This is a genomic window from Bradyrhizobium huanghuaihaiense, from assembly GCF_025200885.1.
GTDB lineage: Bacteria > Pseudomonadota > Alphaproteobacteria > Rhizobiales > Xanthobacteraceae > Bradyrhizobium > Bradyrhizobium huanghuaihaiense.
This window is the reverse complement of sequence record NZ_CP104172.1, coordinates 3,707,709-3,724,734: the sequence shown is the minus strand read 5'-3', so window position 1 is coordinate 3,724,734 and position 17,026 is coordinate 3,707,709. Positions and strand designations below refer to the sequence as shown.

At 63.9% G+C, this 17,026-nt stretch carries 14 protein-coding genes; 8 read left to right on the top strand and 6 right to left on the bottom strand.

Annotated features, from left to right (window positions below):
* The first annotated feature begins 85 nt into the window (after nt 1-85).
* The gene (locus tag N2603_RS17655; protein WP_260389775.1) at nt 86-295 is read left to right on the top strand and encodes a hypothetical protein; all 210 of its coding nucleotides are present in this window, start codon (nt 86-88) and stop codon (nt 293-295) included.
* On the opposite strand, the gene N2603_RS17650 is transcribed toward N2603_RS17655, so the two are convergent.
* Together N2603_RS17650 and N2603_RS17645 are read right to left on the bottom strand one after the other, a co-directional pair.
* Nucleotides 296-1,492, bottom strand: coding sequence for a hypothetical protein (locus N2603_RS17650; RefSeq protein ID WP_260389774.1), 1,197 nt, complete (start codon nt 1,490-1,492; stop codon nt 296-298). It abuts the gene before it with no gap.
* 14 nt (nt 1,493-1,506) lie between these two features.
* Nucleotides 1,507-2,874, bottom strand: coding sequence for an APC family permease (locus N2603_RS17645; RefSeq protein WP_260389773.1), 1,368 nt, complete (start codon nt 2,872-2,874; stop codon nt 1,507-1,509).
* A 321-nt stretch (nt 2,875-3,195) separates the two neighbouring features.
* Here N2603_RS17645 and N2603_RS17640 point away from each other — a divergent pair, with 321 nt between their 5' ends.
* The gene (locus N2603_RS17640) at nt 3,196-4,500 is read left to right on the top strand and encodes an alpha/beta hydrolase (RefSeq protein ID WP_260389772.1); all 1,305 of its coding nucleotides are present in this window, start codon (nt 3,196-3,198) and stop codon (nt 4,498-4,500) included.
* Between the two features lie 164 nt (nt 4,501-4,664).
* Nucleotides 4,665-4,991: a GrlR family regulatory protein gene (locus N2603_RS17635; protein WP_311741469.1), complete on the top strand. Its 327-nt coding sequence runs from the start codon at nt 4,665-4,667 to the stop codon at nt 4,989-4,991.
* A gap of 19 nt (nt 4,992-5,010) precedes the next feature.
* Here N2603_RS17635 and N2603_RS17630 read toward each other — a convergent pair whose 3' ends face one another.
* Both N2603_RS17630 and N2603_RS17625 read right to left on the bottom strand, forming a co-directional pair.
* Entirely contained in the window at nt 5,011-5,400 is a 390-nt protein-coding gene (locus N2603_RS17630) for a hypothetical protein (RefSeq protein ID WP_018647128.1), read from the bottom strand.
* 92 nt (nt 5,401-5,492) lie between these two features.
* Nucleotides 5,493-6,668, bottom strand: a complete 1,176-nt coding sequence (locus N2603_RS17625) for an MFS transporter (protein WP_260389770.1) — start codon at nt 6,666-6,668, stop codon at nt 5,493-5,495.
* 186 nt (nt 6,669-6,854) lie between these two features.
* Between N2603_RS17625 and thrS the strand changes: the two genes are divergently transcribed.
* Both thrS and N2603_RS17615 read left to right on the top strand, forming a co-directional pair.
* Entirely contained in the window at nt 6,855-8,897 is a 2,043-nt protein-coding gene (gene thrS, locus N2603_RS17620; protein ID WP_260389769.1) for a threonine--tRNA ligase, read from the top strand.
* A 93-nt stretch (nt 8,898-8,990) separates the two neighbouring features.
* Nucleotides 8,991-9,554, top strand: coding sequence for a nitroreductase family protein (locus N2603_RS17615; RefSeq protein WP_018647125.1), 564 nt, complete (start codon nt 8,991-8,993; stop codon nt 9,552-9,554).
* A 34-nt stretch (nt 9,555-9,588) separates the two neighbouring features.
* Here N2603_RS17615 and N2603_RS17610 read toward each other — a convergent pair whose 3' ends face one another.
* Nucleotides 9,589-10,452, bottom strand: coding sequence for a LysR family transcriptional regulator (locus tag N2603_RS17610; protein ID WP_260389768.1), 864 nt, complete (start codon nt 10,450-10,452; stop codon nt 9,589-9,591).
* Between the two features lie 218 nt (nt 10,453-10,670).
* On the opposite strand from N2603_RS17610, the gene N2603_RS17605 reads away from it, so the two are divergent.
* The 3 genes from N2603_RS17605 to N2603_RS17595 all read left to right on the top strand — a co-directional run bounded on the left by N2603_RS17605 (nt 10,671) and on the right by N2603_RS17595 (nt 14,239).
* Complete coding sequence (locus N2603_RS17605; protein ID WP_260389767.1) at nt 10,671-11,084, top strand: TadE/TadG family type IV pilus assembly protein; 414 nt, start codon at nt 10,671-10,673, stop codon at nt 11,082-11,084.
* Nucleotide 11,085: 1 nt separating this feature from the next.
* Entirely contained in the window at nt 11,086-12,756 is a 1,671-nt protein-coding gene (locus N2603_RS17600) for a pilus assembly protein TadG-related protein (RefSeq protein ID WP_260389766.1), read from the top strand.
* A gap of 223 nt (nt 12,757-12,979) precedes the next feature.
* Nucleotides 12,980-14,239 (top strand): serine hydrolase domain-containing protein, encoded by a 1,260-nt coding sequence (locus tag N2603_RS17595; RefSeq protein ID WP_260389765.1) that lies wholly within the window; start codon nt 12,980-12,982, stop codon nt 14,237-14,239.
* On the opposite strand, the gene N2603_RS17590 is transcribed toward N2603_RS17595, so the two are convergent.
* Entirely contained in the window at nt 14,225-16,687 is a 2,463-nt protein-coding gene (locus tag N2603_RS17590) for a putative bifunctional diguanylate cyclase/phosphodiesterase (protein WP_260389764.1), read from the bottom strand. The genes N2603_RS17595 and N2603_RS17590 overlap by 15 nt on opposite strands.
* Nucleotides 16,688-17,026: the final 339 nt, after the last annotated feature.

The window sequence follows — 17,026 nt, the reverse complement described above, 5'->3', positions numbered from 1 at the left end:
TGCAGCGCTTTGCGCATCGCTGGCCCCGGGGGAACTGGAACCGTCGCCTCGCGTTGTTGTGATGCTCCCACGGGAGGAAACAACAATGCGCTGGAAAATCAGCCCTCATTTTCACCTCAGGCCGGGGCCCAACCCTGGTCCCAGGAAGCCTCACGATCCCAGAACCCTCGATATGCTCGCCATCATCGCACTGCTGGTGCTCGCGGCCGGCTCCGGCTGGTATCTGGCGACGAGCCTTGCAACGCCGCCCAGCACGACGGCCTTCGTGGTGCCGAGCCAGAGCGTGCACTGGTAGCTAGCGGAACCAGAAGAAGCGTCCCGGCGGCGGGATCGGCTCGGGCGGGCGCGGTCGCTTCGGCCGCGGCGGTCGTGGCGGCTCGGCGGACGAAGCGGTCTCAGCCGCCGGCGCGCTCTCGCTTCCCGGCACTTTCACCGCCAGCAGAAGATTGGATTCATGCATGCGCCAGCGATAGCCGACGCCGAAGTCGATCGGCTGGGCGCGCGTGAACAGTTCGGTGTAGCGCTCCTGGTAGCGTCCGGGGAACTCATCGATCGGCCCGAGGTAGCGGCCGAACGGGAAGAAGCGCCACTGCCGTGCATTGTAGTTGGCAAGCGGAATGCCTGAATCGTCCTGGACGATGGTGGCGCTGTTGGCGAGCAGCCAGTCGCGGACGACGGTGAAGTTGCCGGAGTGCATGAGATAGGACGCGCTCTTGAGCAGGCTGTTGCCGGGGCCGAGCGTCTCGCAGAACCTCAGGAAGCCGGTCGCGCGCGCGCCGGAATTCGAGAGGTCGGTCGAGAAATAATACAGCGTGCGCACCTCGCCGTCGCTGCCGGCAAAGGTGATGCGGACACCGCGCGTCGCGTTCGGTCCCGGATTGTCGTTCCCCACATGCATTCCGCCCTTGTTGTCGAGCGCGACCATCTCGACGTTGCGGATGGTCTTGCCGGAGCGGGCGAGGAAGACATAGAGGATCGGCAAGGTGCCGTTGACCTGGTTGGTGTGCAGGTCAACCTTCATCTGCTTGGTGATGAAGAAGGAGAAGCTCAGGATCGAGCCGAGCGAGCGCTCGACATTGTAGAGCGCGGCGCCGACCGAACCGCGCGGCACCTTCGTCAGGTCGGGCACGGCGCCAACCGGCTCCAGCGCGCCGAGCACGTAGGTGCTGGCCTTGGAATAGAAGGCATTGGCGTAGAGGAAGTCGGGGCCGCTGAACATGTAAAACATGGTCGGCCGGGGCGCAGCCAGATTGACGTCGGCCCAGGCGCGGATCTTCGATATTTGCCGCTGCTCGAGCTGGGCGAAGGCGTTGTCGAAGAATTTTGCGTGATGCTGCCAGTTGGGGTCCCTGGTCAGCGGCACCAGCGGCGAGTCCGCCGCAGGCTGCATACCCGCAAGGAAGCGCGCGGTATCGTCAAAGGTGACGTCGGCGGCAGATGCGGACGAGACGGCCGCAGCCAGGAGGGCAAGAGCGACTGCCGCAATTCTCATGGATCGAAACATGTCTATTCGCGGTGTGATGAATTGCCAGCGGCGACCGGCCGCCTGCGGAAGACAGCATAGATCAACAGGCCCGAGACCATGACGAGCATCCCCGAGAGCGACTGCACCGGTCGCTCGGTCAGCAGGTAGTACATCATGAACGCGGTCACGAGCAGGAAAACGAGCGGCGTGAACGGGTATCCCCAGGCGCGATAGGGTCTGGGCAGATCGGGATCGGTGATGCGCAGCTTGATGACACCGGCGACCGTGAAGAACGAGCAGAACAACAGCGCGAACTGGATGAAGTCGAGCACGGCCTCGAAGCTGCGCGTGAACAGCAGCAGGGTCGCGACCGCAAGCTGGAACAGGATGGCATAGGCCGGCGCACCGCTGACCGATCGCTTCGAGAACACGCGCAAGGCGGGAATGTCCTCCCCCATCGTCATCATCACGCGCGGGCCGATCCACATCATCGCGCTGATCGAGGAGATCAGACCGACGCAGATCATGGCGCCGACGATCCGGCCGCCGAGGCTGCCGAAGATGGCGGTGCCGGCGACACTGGCGACGTCGAGCTGGCCGGCGAGCGCGCCGACGGGCGTGGAATAGAGGAACACCGCGTTCAGCGCGACATACAGCACCAGCACGATCAGCGTGCCCGTGAGCAGTGCACGCGGCAGGCTTTGTTGCGGCGTGTTCATCTCGCCGATGATGTAGGTCGCGGCATTCCAGCCCGAGAACGAATACATCACGAAGACGAGTCCGATCGCGAACGGCGCGCTGACGATATGCGCGAGGTCGCCCGGCTGCGGCGTGAAGGCGATCGGCTGCGGCGCGCCGATGATGAAGCCGGCGACCAGGAAGGCGACGATCAGCACGACCTTCAAAATGGTCGAGATCAGCTGGAAGGTCGAGGAGTGCCTGACGCCGGTCAGCTGCACGATCGAGACCAGCCACACCACGCCGAGGGCGAGCGGGATCGGCGGCAGATCGGGAATGACCGACTTGGCGTATTCGCCGAAGGCCATCGCGGCAAGCGCGACGGGCGCTGCAAAGCCCACCGTCGCCGAGACCCAGCCGGCGAGAAAGCCGAAGGCGGGATGATAGGCGCGGCCGAGGAAATTGTACTCGCCGCTCGAGCGCGGAAACATCGCGCCCAGCTCGCTGTAGGAGAACACGCCGCAAAGCGCGACGATGCCGCCAACGGTCCAGAGCAGGAGGATCGAGAAGCCGGACGGGATGTCCTTGACCTGGAAGCCGAGGCTGGTGAAGACGCCGACCCCGATCATGTCGGCAACGACGATGGCGGTTGCGACCAGAGCGGAGACCCCGGATCCACCTCCGGTCAGCCGGCCAGTCCAGGGCGCGGTACCCGCATCTGATGCCGTCATCGGGGTCCTTAACCTCAGGCGTCTCGCCTCACGGGGAGCATCGTGCAGTTTGCTTCAGTCAATTCAAGCAGGGTTAACAAGGGCTAAATGAGGCAAAGGACATCGGTATTTTCGCACCGCTTATGCATGGTCGTGGGCGATAAACCGACCCAGACACCGGAAAAACCCGTTCCCTACCCCCACAATCACGACACGATTGCGTGGTCCTTTTGAGCGTTCCGGATGTGGGGAAGTTTCTCCGGACACTTAACGTCGCCTAAACGCCAGTCGGCTCAATTGTCTAGAGATTGCCGATGGACGTGACTTTGGGGTCATGGGTGGATGGTCGGGGCCGTTCCGAACATGAGAGCTGACATTCGTGCCGACCGGGCATCGTCCGGTCGATACGGTCGTGCGCTCCGTGTCGGCCTCGTCTCAGCCTTGGTGCCGCTGTCGCTGACGCTGGTTCAATGCGGCAAGGCGCCCAATCCGGCAGCACTCGCGGCAAACTCGCAGGCCAATGTCCAGGTGGTCGCCAAGACGAACACCCAACAGATTGCCAGCGCCGACACATTCGAGGATCGCTTCCCCGCCCCGCAGTTTAGGGAGCGTTTCCCCTCTGCGAGCGAGAGCTTCCTGCAACGGCAGATGTCGGACTTCTCGCCCAAGCGCGCCGTGCAGCAGCAGCCGGAGCAGTCGCCCTACAAGGTCGCCTCGCTCGCGCCGCAAGTCCCTTACCAGCGTCCGCCGCGCGACGACCTGACGACCCTCGTCAGCATGAAATCGTCCGCCTTCCCCTATTTCGGCAACAACCCCGCCTCCGACGCGCCGTTCCTCAACATCTCCAAGGGCGACCGCCGCGGCCACCGCAGCTATTCGGGACGCGTCTACTGGCAGGACGAGACCTACAGCGACAGCCGCGTGCTGGTGCACGTGCCCGAGCATTTCGACGTCCGCAAGCCCGGCGTGATCGTGGTGTTCTTCCACGGCAATGGCGCGACGTTGGAGCGCGACGTGCGCGACCGGCAGCTGGTGCCCAGGCAGATCACCGATTCCGGCGCCAATGCGATCCTGCTTGCGCCGCAGATGGCGGTCGATGCCGCCGATTCCAGTGCCGGCAAGTTCTGGCAGGCCGGCGGTCTCAAGCGCTTCATGGAAGAATCGGCTAACCACCTCGCCCGCCTCACCGGCGATCCCGACAGCGCGCGCGCTTTCGCCAACATGCCGATCGTCATCGTCGGCTACAGCGGCGGCTTCCTGCCGACGGCCTGGAGCCTCGAGGTCGGCGGCATCAGCGACCGCGTCCGCGGCGTGGTGCTGCTCGACGCCGTCTATGGCGAAATGGACAAGTTCGCTTCCTGGATCGAGAGCCACCGCTCCGGCTTCTTCGTCAGCTCCTACACCCGTTACACCGCACGGCGTGACCGCGAGCTGATGACCATGCTCAGGCAGAAGGGCATCAGCGTCTCCGAGGACATGGACGGCCCCTTGCGCCCCGGCAGCGTGGTGTTCGTCGAAACCGGCGACGGCATCACCCATCGCGACTACGTGACCCGCGCCTGGACGCGGGATCCGCTCAAGGACGTGCTGGTGAAGATGTCGGCGACGCCGGCGCTGGCCCTGACGCGCGTTGCGTCAAGCCGTTAGGATATTGCGCCAGCCGGTATTTACCCGCGCTTGCCTGCAATCGTCTCAGCCGCTGATCAAAATGTGATGTTGATGGGTTCCCCGGGAGCCAACGGATTGCGCTCGCTGCCAACGACCATAATTTGCCAGCCGAGTTGCGGTCGGAATTCTGCGGGGACATGCGGGTGCGTCAGGGACTATACAAGGCCGACTTCCACACGGTGCACGGGACCGGGTGCGGCCTCGTCTATGTGATGGACGGCAAGATGCGCGGCGGCAATTCCGCTTTCGCCTTCATCGGCACCTACACGGGCGAAGGCGACAGCATCAAGGTCAAGATCTCGACCCAGCGCCACAATGACGATCCGTCCTTCAAGGCGCTGTTCGGCATCGACCGGATCACGCTGACGCTCACTGGTCGCGAGGACGGCGACACGGCGGAGTTCGAAGGCAGCGCGCTGCAAGTGCCGGGCGTTGCCTTCAGGGCCGTGCTGAGCTGGATCAGCGATTAGCCGCCCGGCTCCAAACGTCTCAGGTCTTTGGCAGCTTCGGAATGCTCTCGGCAAAGCCGTTGAAGCAGGCCAGCCGCTCGTCCTCTTCCTTGAAGAAGCGGCAATCGGCGTACCCCTTGGCCTTTGCCGGCTTCGGCTTCGGCGCCGGCGGGATCACCGCGTCGTAGCAGTTGAGACGGTCCTTGGTGCCGTCATCGATCTCGAGACAGGCCTGGAGCCGCGCCGCGATCGATTGCGGCTTGCCCTTCGGCGCCGGAGTAGCCGTCGCGGCCGCCGCCTTGGTCCCCTCCTTCGCCCCCTTGGGCTTGACCTGCACCAGCGGCTTGTCCCCGATCATCGGTGGCTTGTCGGCTTGCGCGAACGCGGAGGTGGAATAGAGCACCGCAGCAACCGCCAGAATCATCCTCATCTCTGTCAACTCTCTTTGGTCCCCATGACCGGCCTTCTAGCGCTGTAGTGCGCCGTTTGCCAAGCACCTTGCGCACACGAACACGCGGGATGTCAGGCCGTCGCAGCCGCAGCCGGCCGGGGCCGGGTCAGGATCACCAGGACCAGCGCCAGCACGACGAAGCCGACCGCCACGAAGCCGATCGTGTGCAGGAGCTCGCGGGCGAACAGCAGTCCGCCGGTGGCGGACCCGACGGCCTGGCCGATATAGAGGACGGAGGTGTTGAGCGCGACGGTCGCCGGCGCCAGCGGCGGCGCGGCCGCGACCAGCCGCACCTGCTGCATCGAATTGGTGGAGGCAAAGCCGAGCCCCCAGATCGCGACCGCGATCGCCATCAACGCGATGGTGCCCGCGCTCAGCGCCCACACGGCGATGCCCGCAAGCACGAGGCAGGTGAACAGCAACGAGGTCCGGTAAGGCCCCCAAGTGTCGACGATGCGTGTCGCGATGGCGACCCCAAGGAAGCCGCAGATGCCATAGATTGCGAACACCATGCCGACCGCATCGGGACTCGCCCCGGTCAGCTTCTTCAGCAGCGGGCCCATGAAGGTGAACACCACGAACTGCCCGGACATTTGCAGCATGGTGATCGCCAGCAACAGCAAAATCGTCCTGCTACGGCCGACCGCACTCCAGGTCTTCAGATCCACCGGCGTGCCCTTCAAGCCCGCCGGCAGGCGCAGCAGCAGCAACAGGAAGCTGATGCAGCCGAGCGCGCCGATCCCGCCATAGGCGGCGTGCCAGCCATAGCGGCTGGCGATGAAGGTGATCAACGGCAGACCGACGGCGGCCGCCAGCGACCAGCCGAGAAAGATATAGGCGATCGTGCTGCCGCGCCGCTCCGCCGGCACGATCAGTGCCGCCGTGCCCGCCGCCTGCGGCGTGTAGAGCGCACCGACCGCGAGCATGACCAGGCGGATGACGAGGAGGCTCGCATAGTCGGGCGCAAACGCCGAGGCGAGATTGCCGAGTGCGAGGACCGCTAGCGTCGTGGTGAGCAGAGTCCGTCGCTCGATGCGGCTGGTCAGCCATGCCGTCAGCGGCGAGCCGATGCACAGCGTCACCGCACCGAAAGTGATCAGGAGCCCGGCCGCGTGGATGCTGATCCCAAGCCCCGCCGACAATTCCGGCAGCATGCCCGCCGGCGCCAGCACCGAGCAGCCGGTGACGAGATTGCCGAGCATCAGGGCAGTTGGCGCGAAACGGCCGGCGGCGGGGGGATTTTCCATGCAAACGCATGTAGCGGCGGCGTGTGACGAGTTAAAGGGCACAACGCCAAATAGTTGGGGCTGCGCCGCGGGTTTTGCGCCTCACTTTCTTGGAAATGCCGGATTGCACAGGCCGAATCGCCTGATATATCGCTCGTTCCCGCTTACCTGCGCTCGTTCGCAGGAGTGAGCCTCAGGAGAAAAGCAATGACCGACCAGCCCAAATCCGAGTCCGGCTTCCAGTATAGCCTGTCCAACCTGAAGCCCGTGACCCCCGCTCCCAAAGTCACCCTCACCTTCCCCGACGGCGCCCGGCGCGAATACGACAAGGGCATCACCGGCCTCGATATCGCCAAGGGCATTTCGCCGTCGCTGGCCAAGCGCACGGTTGCGATGGCGCTCGACGGCGAGCTCGCCGACCTCAACGATCCCATCGAGGCCGATGCCAAGATCGAGCTCGTCAATCGCGACGACCCGCGGGCGCTCGAATTGATCCGCCACGACTGCGCGCACGTGCTGGCGGAAGCCGTGCAGACGCTGTGGCCGGGCACCCAGGTCACCATCGGTCCGGTGATCGAGAACGGCTTCTACTACGACTTCTTCCGCAACGAGCCGTTCACGCCGGAAGACTTTGCCGCGATCGAGAAGAAGATGCGCGAGATCATCGCGCGCGACAAACCCTTCACCAAGGAAGTCTGGGATCGCGAGAAGACCAAGCAGGTGTTCCGCGACAAGGGCGAGGCCTTCAAGGTCGAGCTGGTCGACGCCATTCCCGGCACCGAGCCGATCAAGATCTATTACCAGGGCGACTGGTTCGATCTCTGCCGCGGCCCGCACATGACCTCGACCGGCAAGGTCGGCAATGCCTTCAGGCTGATGAAGGTGGCCGGCGCCTATTGGCGTGGCGATTCCAACAACCCGATGCTGACCCGCATCTACGGTACGGCCTTTGCCAAGCAGGAGGACCTCGACGCTTATCTGAAGCAGATCGAGGAAGCCGAGAAGCGCGACCACCGCAGGCTCGGGCGCGAGCTCGACCTCTTCCACTTCCAGGAAGAAGGTCCGGGCGTCGTGTTCTGGCATCCGAAGGGCTGGACCATCTTCCAGCAGCTGATCGCCTATATGCGCCGCCGCCTGACCGGCGATTACAGCGAGGTCAATGCGCCGCAGATCCTAGACAAGGTGCTGTGGGAGACTTCGGGCCATTGGGGCTGGTACCGCGAGAACATGTTCGCGGCGCAGTCGGCCGGCGACGAGGCCGAAGACAAGCGCTGGTTTGCGCTGAAGCCGATGAACTGCCCCGGCCACGTTCAGATCTTCAAGCACGGCCTGAAGAGCTACCGCGACCTGCCCTTGCGCCTCGCCGAGTTCGGCGTGGTGCATCGCTACGAGCCGTCCGGCGCCATGCACGGCCTGATGCGCGTGCGCGGCTTCACCCAGGATGACGCGCACATCTTCTGCACCGAGGACCAGCTCGCCGAGGAGTGCCTGAAGATCAACGATCTCATCCTGTCGACCTACGCGGATTTCGGCTTCACCGGCGACCTCACGGTGAAGCTGTCGACCCGTCCCGACAAGCGCGTCGGCACCGATGCGATGTGGGATCACGCCGAACGCGTGATGGCCACCGTCCTGCGCGAGATCCAGACGCAGAACAATCACATCAAGACCGAGATCAATCCGGGCGAAGGCGCGTTCTACGGACCGAAGTTCGAATATGTGCTGCGCGACGCCATCGGCCGCGACTGGCAGTGTGGCACCACGCAGGTCGACTTCAACCTGCCGGAACGGTTCGGTGCGTTCTACATCGACCACGACGGCGGCAAGAAGCCGCCGGTGATGGTGCATCGCGCCATCTGCGGCTCGATGGAGCGCTACATCGGCATCCTGATCGAGCACTATGCCGGCAACTTCCCGCTCTGGCTCTCGCCGGTGCAGGCGGTGGTCACGACCATCACCTCGGAAGGCGACGAGTACGCCAAGCAGGTGCTGGAACAGGCGCGGCGCGCGGGGCTTCGGGTCGAGATCGACCTGCGCAACGAGAAGATCAACTACAAGGTCCGCGAGCACTCGCTGGCCAAGATCCCGGCGCTGCTCGTGGTCGGCAAAAAGGAGGCCGAGACGCAGTCGGTCTCCGTCCGCCGGCTCGGCAGCGACGGCCAGAAGGTGATGACGACGACCGAGGCGATTGCCGCCTTGGTCGACGAGGCGACGCCGCCCGATGTGAAGCGGGCTCGCGGCGCGGTCTGATCCCTGAAATCGATCTAAACTCGCTTCCGGTTGCGGGCGTGCATGCTTATCTCGGTATGGCACGCCCGACGACCAGCTGAAGAGGACCTTCCCGTGCCCGACGCCATCGAACTCCTGAAGACCCGCCGCTCGGTCAAGCCGCGCGAGATGACCGGACCCGGCCCGTCGGCGGCCGAACTCGAAACGATCCTCACCATCGGCGCCCGTGTGCCCGATCACGGCAAGCTCGCGCCCTGGCGCTTCATCATCTTCGAGGGCGATGCCCGCCAGCGCGCCGGCGAGGTGATCGCGAAGGTGTTTGCCCGCAAGAATCCCGGCGCGCCGGCCGCCGACGTCGAGACCGAGCGCAAGCGCCTCATGGACGCGCCACTGGTGATCGGCATCGTCAGCTTCACCAAGCCGCATCCGAAGGTGCCGGCCTTCGAGCAGGAATTGTCGGCGGGCGCCAGCGCCATGAACATCGTTACGGCTGCGACCGCGCTCGGCTATGGCGCCTGCTGGCTGACCGGCTGGTTCGCCTTCGATCGCGACGTGCTTGACGGCCTTGGCCTCAAGCCGGACGAGAAGCTCGCAGGCTTCGTCCATATCGGCACGCCGACCAAGCCGAGCGAGGACCGTCCGCGCCCCGCGCTGTCCGATATCGTGACCAGGTTCTAAGCCCGGAAAGCTCGTGCCGCCGAGGCTGAGGAACTCATCTCGGCTCGAAGAACAACGATGCCAGCTGCTTCGTGAGCTCAGCCACACGCGCGTTGCCGAGACTCGCTCTCACGCACATGATCCGGCGTATGGTCGGCAATTCAGGAAGATAATAGTCCCTGGCGACGATCACCGTGTCGGGCACCTTGCTGGCAGGCACGGCGGTGAATCCCATGCCGGCCTCCACGGCTCGCAGCTTGACCTCGAAATCGGGGCTGTTGAAGACGATCTTGTATGAGATCTCGTGACGTTCGAGCGTTCGTACCATCCAATCGTCGCCAGGCCATGTCAGGATCGGAATGGGAGATCCCGGACTTACCACAAACTGCTTCGCCCTGACCCAGACGAGCGGCTCTTCAATTCCCGCCACGATCATTTGGCGGATATCGCCATCCATGCGCGGCTGATCAAACATGCAGGCAATGTCGAGATATCCCTCGATCAAGGCTTTCGCGAGGGTGCCGGACTGATCGACCTGGACGAAAATGCCGGAAAGACTGCCGGCAGACTGCTGCGCCTTGAAGAAGTTGGTCGCGAAGAGCGAATTGAGCCCCAGTCTGACCGGCTGCGAACGATCGGTATTGCCGGACAGTCTCAGTAACTGGTCATTCGCCTCGATCATGCGTCTGGCTTGTTGCAGGGCAAGCCTGCCGAGATCGCTGAGGGCCGTACCGGCCGAGGTCCGCTCAAACAACGGCCCGCCCACCAGGTTCTGAAGCCTCTTCATCTGGGAACTGATCGCCGGCTGGCTCAGACCCAACAATTCACCGGCCTTCGACAGGCTTCCGGTCTCGGAGATCGCAATCGCAGTACGCACGATTTCCGTAGGAATATTTACGTACCCCCTGCGTTGATTCATTTAATTAATCTCCCTTAAAGGGATTAACTCCTGGTTGTCCTCGTTAAATATACCCTACAACTCTGAGATGTTGATCTAAAGCAAGCTTTCTATAGCCCCATAAATTTTTTGGGGGCCAAAGTCCGCAATAGCACCCGCAAATATACGGAACGATCCATAAAATAAGCCGTAACGAGCGTGCCCGCATCCTCGACCACAACAAAGGGTTGAGGTCCGACATGCTTCGATTCGTGCTCTGCCTGCGCGGCGCTTCCGCCGTCGAATTCGCGCTGATTACGCCTCTCTTTCTATTGATGCTGTTTGGGATCGTCATCTTCGGCGGCTATCTCACGATGATTCACGGGGTCCAGCAGCTTGCCGCGGAAGCTGCCCGCTCGTCAGTCGCCGGCATCTCCGACAGCGAGCGCAACACGATTGCAACCGGCTACGTCTCTGCAAACGCCGCGACCTACCCGCTGCTCGATCCGGGCAAAATTGTCGTCAGCGCCGCTCCATCGAGCAGCTCCACGAACGTGTACGTGGTGACCGTGACATACGACGCGTCTAGCAGCATCATCTTCGCGCTTCCACTCGCACCGGCTCCCTCCTCCACGATCGCTCGTTCCGCCGCCATTCCCTATGGAGGGTTCTAGGATGAAATCGGCACAGCACCTCGTGCGCCGGTTTGCCTCCGACGATCGGGGCAACGTTGCGATCCTGGGAGCGATTGTGATGACCCTGGTCATCGGCTTCGCCGCGCTTGGGGTGGATCTCGGCGCGATCTTCGCCGACAGGCGCAAGGCCCAGAGCGCAGCGGACCTCGCAGCGATCGTCGCTGCCGGCAACCTGAACAACGCCACCAATGCCGCCTCTGCGACCGTCGTGCGCAACAACTATCCGGCGAACGCGCTGGTCGGCGTCGAGCTTGGAAACTACACGGCCAATGCTGCCGTAACGCCGGACAAGCGCTTCGTCACGCCGGCAACAGGAACGCCGACGGCCGCGCGGGTCACCCTCGAAACAAAGACACCGCTCTATTTCGCCCGTTACATCACCGGTTCGAGCCAATACACGATCAAGACAACAGCAACGGCATCGAGCACGGCCCTTGCTTCGTTTGCGATCGGCTCACGCCTTCTTGCGGTCAACGGCGGGCTGATCAACGCCATGCTTGGGTCAATGCTGGGCACAAACCTTTCACTGACGGCCATGGACTATCAGGCGCTCGCGAATGCGCGCGTCGACGCGCTCGATTTCCTCTCTGCGGTCGCGACGCGGGCCAATGTGACTGGCCCGACTTACGACAATGTCCTGAGCAGCAACGTCAAGATGGCCGACCTTCTTGCGGCCATGCTGACGACGCAACAGACCGCCAATGGCAACAACGCGGCCACGATCACCTTGTCGAGCATCGCCCAGGCCACATCCGCACAGTCAACCCGGATTGCTCCGGGATCGCTCCTGGATCTTGGGCCTTACGGCAGCCTCGCAATTGGCCAGAAGCCGAAGGTCGGAGCCAGCCTCTCGCTCTTGAGCTTGCTGGCCGGCACCGCCGCTGTTGCGAACGGAACCAATCAGATCGCAACCAGCGTGAACCTCAACCTGCCTGGGATCACGCAGGTTTCCGTGGTCGCCACGGTCGGCGAACGTCCCGTAGGCTCGGGCTGGTTCGCCGTCGGTGCCCAGGGCGCAAGCGTCCACACGGCCCAGACGCGCGTCCTGATCACGATCCAGCTCGCAGGCAGCGGCGGCATTCCTTCAGTCAATCTGCCGATTTATGTCGAGGTGGCACCGGGTACGGCCACGCTGTCCGGCATCTCCTGCGGACGGCCCGACATCAGCAGTTCGACTGTCACGCTCGGCGTTACCCCTGGCGTCATCGACGCCTGGGTCGGCAACGTTTCGATGGCCGACATGACCAATTTCAGAACCAAGCCGAACCCTCCGCCCGCCACATTGGTCAACCTATCTGGCGTAACCATCGCCGGCCGCGCTCATGCTGAAATCAGCAATACCGCGGCAAGGCAGGTCGACTTCAGCTACGCCGACATTCAGGCTCAGACAATCAAGACAGTCACCACGACAAATTTCACCTCGTCGTTGATGTCGAGCCTGCTCAGGGACATGAGCTTGACAGTCACGACCGGTCCCCTCGCGCTGCCGCTGCCCGGCGCGGGCTCGACGATCGCCAATATCCTTTCCGGCGCCACGAGCTCGATCGATCAGATACTCGCATCCACGCTTGCCGCACTCGGCGTCGGAATCGGGCAAGCGGACGTATGGGTTTCCGGCGTGCGATGCGACGGTGCGGTGCTCGTCAACTGATCGAGTTGCCGCAATCGGCCCCGGGGGATCAAGATCCAGGTCGATAAATTCCTCGCCAGCGTTCGTGCCATGTAGGCGGCTGCTCCCAACTGCGCGGCCGACCAAGCTCGGCGAGGACCGTCCGCGACCGTTCCTTTCGGAAATCGTGACGCGATTTTAGCCGATGGCTTGTTGACGCCTTCGGCAACTTGCGGCTTTGATCCCGCAGAGGGAGGAAGCTCGGATGAAGCGTCGTGAATTTCTGGTCGGAGCCGCACTGCTCGCCGGCACGATGGCACGGGGCCGTGCCGCCAACATCCCTGCTCCGTCGCCTAACGGGCTCGAGCGCATCACCGCCTATTTCAACAACGAGGTCACGAGCGGCCGGCTGCCGGGCGCCGTGATCCTGGTGCAGCAGCACGGCAAGCCGGTCTATCTCAACTCCTTCGGCGTGCGCGACACCAGGACCGGCCTCGCGATGACGCCGGACACGATCTTCGCCATCCACTCGATGACCAAGCCGATCACGTGCCTCGGCGCGATGATGCTGATCGACGAGGGCAAGCTCGCGCTCACCGATTCCGCGTCGAAATACGTCCCGCTCTTTGCCGACACCAAGGTCGGAATAGAGCCGGAGGGCACATCGACGGTCGAACTCGAGCCGCCGATCCGTCCCGTCAACATCGAGGATCTGCTGCGGCACACCTCGGGCATCAGCTACGACTATATCGGCGCCCCCTGGGTGATGCAGGTTTACCAGGCCGCCAATATTTTCGAGGGCCCCTTCAACAACAGACAGTTCGCCGACCGTATCGCCAAGCTGCCGCTGACGCGCCAGCCCGGGACGCTGTGGCGCTACGGCCATTCCACCGACGTGCTCGGCGCCATCATCGAGATCATCTCCGGCCAGACACTGTACCAGTTCCTCAAGCAGCGCATTCTCGATCCGCTCGGCATGACCAGCACCAAATTCGTGCTGACGACACCGGAGGAGCGCGCGCGGATGGCGCGGCCGTTGCCGAACGACCCGATCCTGCTCGCCGGCGAGCGCGACCGCCTCGCCCATCCCGAATGGGAATCCGGCGGCGGCGGGCTGTTGTCGACCATCACCGACTATCAACGCTTCTCGCAGATGCTGCTCAATGGCGGCGAGTTCGAGGGCAGGCGTTACCTCAGCCCCGCCGCGTTCAAGGCGATGACGACCGATCATATCGGGCCCGGCTCGGGTGTGGGGCGCGACTATTTCTATTTCCCGGGTGACGGCTTCGGCTATGGCTACGGCATCGGCGTACGCACCGATCCCGGCAACGCGAAGCCGCCGCCGGCGGGATCGATCGGCGAGTTGAAATGGGACAGTGGCAGCGGCACCTATTTCGGCGTCGATCCCAAGCTCGACATGGTCTACCTCATGATGCAGCAGACCCAGAACGAGCGCAGCCGCATCACGCCCGCCTTCAAGGCGCTGGTCTACGACTGCTTCCCCGAGGCGCTACGCCGCCCGTGAGGCGCGCTGGCCGAACTTGGCCAGCAATGTCGCGATCTCCGCGGCGGGCCGCGCCGCACTGAACAGAAAGCCCTGCACCTCGTTGCAGCCTTCGGCGCGCAGCCAGTCGAGCTGATCCTCGGTCTCGACGCCCTCAGCGGTCGTGGTGATGTTGAGGCTGCGGCCGAGCCCGGAGATCGCGCGCACGATCGCGCCGCAATCGGGACGCCGCGCAAGATCCTTCACGAAGGAGCGGTCGATCTTGATCTTGTCGAACGGGAAGCTTCTGAGATAGCTGAGGCTGGAATAGCCGGTACCGAAATCATCCATGGAGATGCCGACGCCGAGCTCGCGCAACTGGTGCAGGATCGCGAGATTGGCGTCGGTCTCGGCCAGGAAGATCGACTCGGTGATCTCCAGCTCCAGCCGCTTCGGCGACAGGCCGGACTGCGCAAGCGCCGAGATCACGACCTGGACCAGGTTGCGGCTGCGGAATTGCGCCGGCGACAGGTTGACGGCGACCTTGACGTCGACGGGCCATTTCACCGCTTCGGCGCAGGCCTCGCGCAGCACCCATTCGCCGAGCTGCGTGATCAGGCCGATGTCTTCGGCGACCGGAATGAATTCCGCCGGCGAAATCATACCCTTGTCGGGATGACGCCAGCGCAGCAGCGACTCGAAGCCGGAGATGCGGTCGGAGGCGATCGACACCAGCGGCTGATAGTGCAGCTCGAACTCGCCATTGGCGAACGCCCGGCGCAGATCGAGCTCCATGTCGCGGCGCTTCTGCGCCTGCAGGTCCATCTCGCGCTCGAAGAAATGATGCACGCCGCCGCCGTCGGACTTCGCCCGGTACAGCGCCATATCGGCGTTGCGCATCAACTGCTCCGACGTCACGCCGTCACCAGGCGACAGCGCGATGCCGATGCTGGCGCCGATCACCATCTCCTGTCCTTCGATCTCATAGGGCGCCTTCAGCATGTCGATCAGCAGGCTCGCGCAGGCACTGGCCTCGTTCGGCGAGACGTCGGCGGCCAGGATCACGGCGAACTCGTCGCCGCCGAGCCGGGCCGCGAGATTGGCACCGCGGACGGCAATGGTCAGGCGCTCGGCGACCTCCTTGAGCAGACGGTCGCCCGAGGGATGTCCGAAGGAATCGTTGATGTTCTTGAACAGGTCGAGATCGATATAGAGCACGCCGACGCGCTTGCCGCCGGCCTGGTCGAGCGCCTGCTTCAGTCGCTCCTGGAAATATTCGCGGTTCGGCAGGTCGGTGAGCCCGTCATGGTGCGCCATGTGGGCGATGCGCGCCTCCGCCTTGCGCCGCTCGGTGATGTCGACCACCGCGACCAGATAGCCGTCGCGATCGTTGAATGCGACGCGGCGGCCGAAGGTGAGCACCTCGATCTCGCTGCCGTCGGCGCGCAAATGCCGCCAGTTGCGCGGGGAGTGATAGGTGTCGCCGACGCGTTCGAGGGCCTCGCCGTGACTGTCCCACTCGTCCTGCGGCCAGATCTCGTGCAGCTTCATGCGCAGGAAAGTGGCGCGGCTGTAGCCGTAATGCTGGACCGCGGCATCGTTGACGCTGAGAAACTCCTTGCTCTCGGCGTCGAACACCCACATCGGCATCGGGTTGTTGTCGAACAGCAGGCGGAACGAGGCGTCGCGCCGCTTCAAGGCGGTGACGTCGGAGATCGTCAGCGAGACCACGTCGGCGAAGGCCGTGGCGCTGAGGCGGAGATGGCGATCCTCGTGCTCGATCTCGAGCTGTTCGCCGCGGCCGCCGGAGATGGACCTGAGCAGGAATTCCATGACATCGGGCGATGCCAGCAGCGTGCCGCCCTCGCCGATCCGGCGCCACAACAGGCTCGCGCCTGCGGCCTCCAGCAGCACGCCTGCGCTCTTGTTGTGGTGCACGATCTGGAGATCGAACGGCTTGCCCCCGGCGTCGCGCAGCGTCGCCAGCGAGATCACCGCATCGTCGGTCGCGGAGAAGATCGCATCCAGCAGATTGTATTGCGCGCCGCGCTCGTTGACATAGGCGCCGACCAGCGTGGCGCCCCAGCGCGAGGCGGTCGGCAGCGCCAGCACGTCATAGGTCCTGACCATGCCGTCGCGCACGCAATGCGCGCTCGCCTGGTGCGGCCGGCCGTTCGCCAGCGCGCTCGCCGCCGCTTCCGACAGCGCCGTGGCGCAATCCGGCGAGAGCTCCTCGACCGGGATGTCCCAGCGCTCCTCGCCGAGCCATTTCTGCACGTAGCGGCCGCTGCGCGACAGTTCGAGCGCACCGTCGTTCTTCAAGAGCGCGATGTGGTCGGCGAGCCGGCCGAGGCTGCCGAGCATCACGTCCTCATAGCGGGGCAGCCGCTCACCCGGCTTCAACGCGGCACGCCATTTGCGCTGAAGCACCGGGATGTCGTCGAACATTTCGGCGGCCGGTTTTCCCGGCATCTTCTTCGCGGCAGTCATCGCAGTCCCCAACGCACTTTCCCGGCGCATCCAATGCAGGTGCACTTAATGACGTGTAAAGAGCGCGCGGGCGCAGGTTCCATTCAGTGATTATGACAGTTTTAAGTCAGGTGTTGGTTAGTGCGCGTTAGAGACTATGACGGTTGTGCTTTGCGTATGCGTGATGAGATGGCGACAGCGTCGCGTCACTCTCGGTGTCGTCCTGGCGAAAGCCAGGACCCATAGCCACTGAACTTCGTGGTGGCGAACGCTGGTGGCCACGCTGAACTTTGACAACGCCGACCGGGGTAATGGGTACTGGCTTTCGCCAGGACGACGTTGGAGAGGTTTGGCGCGCCT